The organism is Paenibacillus sp. An7 (assembly GCF_009870785.1).
In the GTDB taxonomy this organism is placed as follows: Bacteria; Bacillota; Bacilli; order Paenibacillales; family Paenibacillaceae; genus Paenibacillus.
This window is the reverse complement of the sequence record NZ_WTWX01000008.1, coordinates 168,626-177,395: the sequence shown is the minus strand read 5'-3', so window position 1 is coordinate 177,395 and position 8,770 is coordinate 168,626. Positions and strand designations below refer to the sequence as shown.

The window sequence follows — 8,770 nt, the reverse complement described above, 5'->3', positions numbered from 1 at the left end:
ATAGCGGCACATCCTTTTTTTAAAACTGTCTACTTAATAGGGTTCAGTTCAAGATCTTCTCCGAGGCTTAAATTAATTATTATGATAAATCAGCTGACATTCTCTTATTTAAACAGTGTAAGTAGTTATTTTAATGTTCGTTACTGTCCTCACGTAGGAGGCCATATACCTCCAAATTGCTATACTCCGCTATAAATGGTGCCATTTGCCGAAATCCGATTTTGCCGCCTCCTAGTAATGGACCGTAAGTAACGCCGTCATCCTCCCACGTAAATATGGGCAAATCATTAATGGCAAATGTGATCTTCGGGCCCTGTTTAACTACAAGCATCCGGTACGGCCCATCACTGTCAAGCACGGAAGGAATAGGGTCAGCACCTTGTGCAACGAGGTGGAATCCATAGCTTTTACGCAAATTGCACGTATGAAATCTGCGTTCCTCCTGCCACATTCTACGGAAATAACTAACATGCAACGCGTTCATCGCACCGTGATGGTACTGATCGTATTCGCCAGTTCGTACAGGAAGGGAAGGATCAAATAGGTCTTTTTCTCCTTCGCCCGAAGCAGAGAAAAACAAAATGGCAAGCCCCGGCTCCCGAATCGGCCAAAAATCCCAAGTCACTGCTACATCGGCCGGAAACTCTTTCTCACACCAGAATACTAGGTTCGCCTTTTGCCCTTCTTTGTGGTCCCTTACGCTCTCCAGTCTCATTCGTTTCATCGCAAAGGTAACAGCTCCATCACCTTCCATCCGAAATGATTTCACTTCTTCAGGGGATGCCAGGCGATTCTCATAAATGAGGCTCCATTCCTTTGGAATTAATACGCTCATCCTATACCCTCACTCCTTAAGCACTGTATGATCTTCCTTTTCAATTCGGTGTATTTCCGGTAAATGCTCCGCTATAAGGGCTAAACTAATTATCGTGTTGAGTGACCACTGAGCAGCTTCGTTCGTATTAATCCAATCGATTTCTTCAAGCGGCCCAACATGCACAGCCTGCACTGCTTCATCCTGCAATTGAACACGGGCATAGGAGTTGTCCAGCAAAATGGACCATGCTTGCTCAGCGGTGGACCTGTCCTGCTTATAGTACGCGCCAAAAGCAACCATCGCAATGCTAAGAACGGGATGTGCAAACCGATTCGTACTAACCTCACCAAAGGTGATGGTATCTTTCTGTTCCTGTGACAGGTTGTAGTAGACACCGAATTCAGCCATCATTTGTTCCCAAATCGGACCTTTCAGCAAGCCAGCCAATTCGAACCATACCTGCGGCGCTCCCATACAAATCATCAAATGGCGACCCCAATTATCGTCGCCCATCGGGGTTAAACGGCCCGTGTTCGGATCGTATCCATAAGTGGGTCCAGAGATCAGACCGTATCGTGCTGCTTTGATGCTATTAATGCCGGTAAGGATTTTGTCTCGATATGCGGTATCTTCATAACGCTCCCATCTCGTCATCCAGTTGGAACTGAATGCTGCCCAATCTGGGCCCACCCGGATATGTGTTGGATGCTCGTCCTTCGGAAAATAAGCACGCATTGGGTCGAGATGGACCGTTGTATAATCTGAATCCTTCACTTCGTCCATGATATCACCAATCCGTTCATCAGCCGTCAAGTAATAGTAATACCGGTGGAGTCCCGCCATCCCAATGCGTGCTTCCTTGCAGCCACATCCCCAGTGGACCACGTTATGACGAGAGCCAAGACCAGCGTACTCTCCAAAATGGTAAACATCGACCTCGCTTGTATGCCTAGTCATCGCTTCGGCGAGACGAAACAGATCTTCTCTTCCGGAACGCAGAAAGAGAACCCACAGCCACATATTCGGCACAAGCTCCGTATTCTGCCAGGCACAACCTCCCAAATCGTAATTCCATACATGGCGGACAGGATCGTAGCTGTGCATGAAATCCCCATAATCCCAAAATCCATACCAGCCCCGTTGCTGAACTTCCCGCTGATAGAATGCCGCAACACCATCCAGTTGATCCTCCAAATAAGCTTTTGAAGGGGAGCTTCGATCATGAAGACTCCATATACCGAAAGCACGCACTTCATGCAAATAGGCAGGCTCACATACAAGCAGCGAAGGAGACTCCAGTTCAGCTGTCATCTTTTCCAGCAACTCTGTCCCGGGTGTTTCGGAAACGCACCACAACATCAACTCACTCGTATTACCAATCCCATAAGGAGTTGCTCTTAGCTCTTCAGCTCCTTCATAGGAAGATTCAACATGTGTTTCCGTATCATAATGACGCAGATCCATAGCGGGTGCATCTGGTGACCAAAACCACACGGTAAAAGAAGCCTGATCCCGTGACGTATGAGTAAGTTCCAGTCCTGACGGGCACTTTTGCCAAAAATTCCGCAGGCCTGCTGCAATTCCACCGCCTTCACTCCCAATAAAGCCGAGTCCACTGGAATGCCGCCCGTCTACTGCCTTCAGCCAGCAACACTCCTCTTTTGTCCGCTTAGAGATCCTATAATGTTCGGCACTGTCTTGCACGAGCTTAAAATCATCCCATGTAGCAGAGTCATGAAGTAAACCTATAAAATAAGCATCCTCATCGGGGTGAAAATACACATTTTCACCATTCGTTTGTTTTTCAAACAGTTCACGATATTTCCCTTGGGTACGCCTTGTACGCAGCGTCTTAGGCGATTCACTGAAGTAACCGCTGTCGCCCGCAAACCGGACATGGCGGTTATATAACGGTCCTCTCATTGGAACGGAAAAAGCAATACCCACTCCTTTAATGTAGTCTTCATTGGGATCTCCATCATAGAGCAGTGTATGGACGATACGAATCGTTTCCTGCCCAGCATAGAAATAAAGACGAATGGTAAAGGGCAGCCATTCAAGACCTCCTGACCTACTGCGATGCTTGCCATCCAGTTTGACAACAGCCCGGATGGGACCATCCTGTTCCACGACAGTTTTACTGATAACGCTATGAAACTTCTCTTCGCGGACAACCTTCACGCCTGCGGCTTCCGATGATATCAATTCCTTGATGCAGACTAGCTCCCCATGACTGCACAGTTCAATCCCGCTGCGGGTAATGGACTGAATCAGAGCAGAACCTTGCCTAGCAACCGCGCATTTGATGATTCCCGTATCGATGACGAAGGAAGTATCGATCTTTTCCACGGTAATCTTTTGAGCTGGTTCAGTTGTCTTGCCCTTGGCAATCGTATAGTCACTATTTCCTTCTGTTTCACTTCCAGTTCCCACTACAGCTGCATGCGCAGTCCATTTGACGCTGCGATCCGGCCAATAGGCCGTTGCCCAGCTTTGCACCGGTACTTCTTTCCCTTTGCTATCCCAGAGCGAAAGTGGCTCTTCCCGGGTAAGCTCGCCTTCCCTCCATGGAATTCCCCATGTCACGCCGACAGGCATCTTCGCCGACTCCTTCAGCCAACGAAGACTAACAGACTTTTGTGAACTCAATCATGCTCGCCTCCTTTCTCTCTCTATTTAATTCACTATTCTAGTTCAACTATCCTTTTACAGATCGTCCTTCACGTTGCCATTGAATGTTTTGATTTCCATTCTGTCCGCCTCCTATACGGATTGCTTATAAATGTTAGACTGGCCAGAAAATAAAAAAGGATCATTCCCTACATTTTGGGAACAATCCTTTTCGTATAAGATAAATTAGGACTCATCATGGCGAGGCTTTGACTCTTCAGGATGAACACCGTCATGATTATAAAAATCAATAATAGACCTCGCCATCTGAATCACTTGTTCTTTTAGCTTGAGAGGCTGAATAACTCGAATCTGATTACCAAATCCTAAAATAAATGACTTTGCTTCCTCTTCCGTATCGAAGTTTAGCCTAACCGAAATCCATGATCCCTCTTGTTTCTTCAGATCTACTATTTTTACAAACCGTCCGGTAAACTTGAGTCTTGCTAGAATGTCAGGAGAAACTTTCACTTGAGCTTCATAACTCGGCAAACTACGAATAAAATGCTGTTTTGATTCTTGCCAGTAACTAGCTAACTGAAAATCATTCGGTCTTTCAAACGGCTCGTCTAGCTTTTCAGCAGAAATAACCCTGGATGCTCTATAGTTTCTTATTTCTCCTTCGGAAGCGGCAACTACATACCACGTATTTCCTTTGGCTACTAAACCTAAAGGTTCCACGATGCGTGTAACCACCGTTCCGTCAGCCCGTTCATATTCGATCTTTATTTGATGTTGATCCCATACCGCTTGATGCAGTAACTCAAACACTTGAATCACTTCAATAGAGGGACGCCAAGCACTAGAATCAATATGTAGCCGATTCGTAACATCTTTCACCTCACTGTGCAGATTCTTTGGAATGCTGGCGATGAGTTTCTCCCGGGCTTCTGTCCAGTCTTGTAAATAGCCGAGATCCTTTAGAAGCTGCTGAGAAGGAGATAGAAATAAGGACATGATTTCTTCTTTTTTCAACCCCGTTAGACGAGTTCGATAATTCTCCATCAGCTGCCAGCCTCCATACTTTCCTCGCCTAGCTACAACAGGAATCCCTGCTACACTTAAAGCTTCCATATCCCGATGTATCGTTCGTTCTGTCACTTCCAATTGTTGAGCCAATTCCTTCGTAGTCAATCTCTCTTGGTTCTGTAATAACAGAAGAATTCGAATCAATCGATCTGCCCTCACCGCATATCACCCTTACTTTTTATATAAAAGAAATGATCCCTTCACTTCTTAATATGACAATAGATGTCTACATTCATGAGTATACTATATTCATTACCAAATAGGAGCTGAGGCTATATGAAACCATTAGAGGGAAAAGTTGCACTCGTTGCAGGTGGAACCCGCGGAGCAGGTCGAGGAATTGCCATGGAACTAGGTGCGGCAGGCGCAACCGTATACGTAACGGGTCGAACAACCAAAAAGCAAATTTCAGAATATGGACGTTCGGAAACGATTGAAGAAACTGCGGAATTAGTAACTGAACTTGGGGGGATTGGTATCCCGGTTCAAGTAGACCATTTAGTCCCCCAACAAGTAGCATCTTTAATAGAGCAAATAGAAGAAGAACAGGGAAAACTTGATATCCTGGTAAACGATATATGGGGCGGAGAATACTTGACGGAGTGGGATACACCAGTGTGGCAGCACTCTCTGGATAAAGGCTTACGCATGCTTCGTCTCGGGGTAGAAACACACTTAATTACAAGCCACTATGCCTTGAAATTGCTTATTCAAAATAAAGGAGGGCTCGTAGTAGAAATCACCGATGGGACGGCAGATTATAATGAGGATCGCTACAGAATGTCCCTATTTTATGATCTGACAAAACAATCTGTCATTCGAATGGCCAAGTCACTTGCTCACGAACTCGCCCCTCATGAATGTACAGCTCTTGCTATTACACCAGGCTGGATGCGTTCAGAAATCATGCTTGAAGTATTCGGTGTCACCGAGGAGAACTGGAGAGATGGCACGAAAAAAGATCCGCATTTCATCATCTCTGAATCTCCGCGTTATATTGGACGAGCGGTTGCAGCGGTAGCGATGGATGAAAACAAACATGTACTAAACGGCAGCTCCTGTTCCAGCGGAGAGTTGGCAAAGAGATATCATTTTACAGATCTAGATGGATCACAGCCCGATTGCTTCCGCTATCTACAAGAAGTACAAGAAGCGGGAAAACCGGCAAACGCTGAAGGATATCGTTAAGCTTAATGCAATCTATTCTATTCATACTAAAAAAGAAGGAACCCCGGCCAAAGAATGACCTCGTGCTGGGGCTTTTTAATACTCGTTCTATTTCTCACTGCCTAAAATACTTCTCGTCTGAATCTTCCCATCCCGAACTCGAATTTGAATTTCTCCCATCGTATCCGTCCTGAAGATTTCACTTCCGTGGTCTTGCAGCCTCTCTGTGACAATCGGGTGAGGATGTCCATACGTGTTGTTTACTCCTGCCGAAATAACAGAGAGGCGAGGATGAAAGTAGTTCAGCCATTCTTCCGTCGTTGAAGATTTGCTCCCATGATGAGCAACTTTTAGTACATCGATCGGGAACATTTTACCGTTATTACTGCCGTTGACACTGTTAGTATGGCTCTTCCCGTTAGTAGATTGGTTTTTATCAGCTGAGTTTTTTATTCTATCCAAAATTTCCAGCTCTCCAGCACTGTCTACATCGCCCGAAAACAGAAAAGATACCTCCTCCATTTCCATCAGAAATACAACAGACACATGGTTTTGCTCTTCGAGAACAGGCAGTGCGGATATTTCTCCCGTATCGTCTGAAGATGTATGAAGGATATTCTCCTCAGGAGCGATAAAGGATAGGATCGTCTCCGCATCAGGGCGATACTCAATTCCGTCAGAAACTTCATACATCGTCACTTTTTGTTCCAATACCGTCTGTATGAGTTCTTGATAAAAAGGTTTCTCCGTTATTGTCCCATTACTTATGAACTTGGACACAGGTATATCTTCAAATACGGCTTTCAGTCCTCCGGCATGGTCTTGATCGGCATGGCTTAGAATGACCGCATCGAGTTTATGAACTCCCCGCTTTTTAAGCAGTGGAACGAGTAGTGATTTCCCTACCTCATATGGATCTCTTCGCTGTTTCCAGCTTGCCTGCTGTCCAAACTGAATGGTGCCTCCACCATCCACGAGAATATGTTTGCCTGTAGGCGTAGTGATCAGCATACTATCCCCTTGCCCCACATCAATAAATGCAACCGTTCCTTCCCCCTTGCGATAGGGTCCTTGATAACTAATCGATAGACCTGCTAACAAAACAATAGCCAAGATAATCAACGTGATTCTCTTTACAAAAGTAAATGGTTTCCGTGCAAAATATCCTGCGCCTTGGACTGAAAAAAGACTTTCCAGCTCAGGCCAAGCGGATGAAATCTGTACGGCTTGAAACACCTGTTGCAGGCGGGTCCCACCGCTAAGTAAACCTTGTCTTTTCTCGTTAGTCCGAACTGAATCAAATCCACTCACAAAAGAAAAAGTGTGACTTTTCCTCCTTACATCCGGCTGTACTGATTGCAGCAGAGGCGTGAGCGGAACCGTATCCTCTGAACTCAAAGGAAGCGGCTGTTTGCTTATTTTCCATTCCTTAAGCAGTTGGAAGAGGTAATACAGCAATAAATAATAAATAAGGACAATGATAAAGTGTGGTTTAGCCCAAATAAGTACGAACTGATCAAAGGTATTTAGCCAGTTCACAAAATCAAAAGTCCATTGGTTCAGCCAAGTAACGACCCATACGATCGGTTTCACCGCAGGTTCCCATATGTAAACAAGCAGCAGCACAAGTGCGCCGAGCGGGAGAATAAGAAAACTAATAAAACTGACAAGCAGGAAATTAGCACCAAATGATAAAAGGGAGAACTGATTAAAATAAAACACCGTCATCGGAAAAGATAGTAACTGAGCCGCAATAGTGATGACCGCTGTTCCTGACAGCCACTTGGGCCAAGCATCAAAGTGAGGCTGAAGCAGCGGAACAAAAATCATGAGACCCGCTGTCACCAAGAAAGAGAGCTGAAAACTGACATTTACCAGCATATATGGATCTACCCACAACATGATAAGCGCCGTAAGGCAAAGAATATTGAGCCCATCTTTCATCAGACCCTGCCTCGTCATATACAGTCCCATCATCGACATTATACCTGCTCTCACTACAGAGGGAGATGAACCCGACAACAATACATAGAAAGGGATCAGCAGAAAAGTCACAACAAGTGCCGTCTCCTTACTAAGCCGAAGAAGAGATAATAAGAAGAGTAGACCCGAAACATAAATTGCGACATGCATTCCAGATATCGCGAGAATATGGGTAAGCCCGAGTTTAGAAAAATCCCCGTACGTATCTGCATCTATCTCATCACCTATACCGATCACAAGACCTTTCATGTATCCCGCATGAGGTTCCTCAAACATAGATTCCATTTGGCTTCCTAGTTCTTTTCGCGCTGAGTCACTAAGCCTGAATACGATATATTTACTAAACCACGTTTCAAGAGGCTCATGGGCAATTCCTTCTGCACCTTTTCCTTTGAGCAGCCAGTGAATATGGAGACGGTGTAAATACTGTCCATAATCAAAACTCCCAAAATTCCTCGCTCCCCCCGGGATCTCTAAGGTACCTGTAAAATGGATCTGATCTCCTCGTTTCCATCTCTCTGCTGTCTCTTGTTCTCCTTCTTCCAGCAGCTTAATCTGAACTTGTACCTTTTCCGAAATGTCAGAGAATTTACCTTCTCCTTTCTCATCATCTGAGCCGAGCGGGTGAACACCCTGAAGTGAAAGGACAAACTGTGCCCGGTCTCCGTCAACTTTGACCTTAGAGGCAATCGTCCCCTCCACCTCAACGGACATCCCGACTACTTCAGCAGGCATCACGTTAAGCGTGGTCGGAAGTTTGCTCACATTACGCACATCTGTCCACTCCATATAACAAGAAGACACGAGAACAGCCATTAGCAAAACTAGCGAATATATTCCTTGTACTTGTTGCAAATAGAGAAATATACCCAGCAGCAATAAGACTCCGAGGAGTATCCTGATCAGGGACCATCCATTATAGAGATAAGCTGCCGAACTCCCTATAATCCAGCATACACAAAATAAGGCAAGCGGCCTCCCTTTCAAAGTCCTTTTCCTCCTCAAAAAGAAAAGAAGAACCCTATAAAGAGCCAGCTTTGACACTGTTCTTCATAAGGTTCTTCCTTATTATTTTCGATCCTTGTATTCTATTGTTGATCTTCT

At 45.2% G+C, this 8,770-nt stretch carries 5 protein-coding genes; 1 reads left to right on the top strand and 4 read right to left on the bottom strand.

Annotated features, from left to right (window positions below; genetic code table 11):
* Positions 1-130 precede the first annotated feature (130 nt).
* From GQY27_RS12040 to GQY27_RS12030, 3 genes are all read right to left on the bottom strand, one after another.
* Positions 131-835, bottom strand: a complete 705-nt coding sequence (locus GQY27_RS12040) for a DUF1961 family protein (protein ID WP_160034629.1) — start codon at positions 833-835, stop codon at positions 131-133.
* A 9-nt stretch (positions 836-844) separates the two neighbouring features.
* Complete coding sequence (locus tag GQY27_RS12035) at positions 845-3,466, bottom strand: exo-rhamnogalacturonan lyase family protein (protein WP_268893028.1); 2,622 nt, start codon at positions 3,464-3,466, stop codon at positions 845-847.
* Positions 3,467-3,673: 207 nt separating this feature from the next.
* On the bottom strand, positions 3,674-4,675 hold the full coding sequence (locus GQY27_RS12030) for a helix-turn-helix transcriptional regulator (protein WP_160034628.1): 1,002 nt from the start codon (positions 4,673-4,675) through the stop codon (positions 3,674-3,676).
* Between the two features lie 117 nt (positions 4,676-4,792).
* On the opposite strand from GQY27_RS12030, the gene GQY27_RS12025 reads away from it, so the two are divergent.
* Positions 4,793-5,704 carry an SDR family oxidoreductase gene (locus GQY27_RS12025; RefSeq protein WP_160034627.1) on the top strand — a complete coding sequence of 304 codons (912 nt, stop codon included), beginning with the start codon at positions 4,793-4,795 and terminating at the stop codon, positions 5,702-5,704.
* 87 nt (positions 5,705-5,791) lie between these two features.
* Here GQY27_RS12025 and GQY27_RS12020 read toward each other — a convergent pair whose 3' ends face one another.
* Positions 5,792-8,653: a ComEC/Rec2 family competence protein gene (locus GQY27_RS12020; protein ID WP_160034625.1), complete on the bottom strand. Its 2,862-nt coding sequence runs from the start codon at positions 8,651-8,653 to the stop codon at positions 5,792-5,794.
* Positions 8,654-8,770 lie beyond the last annotated feature (117 nt).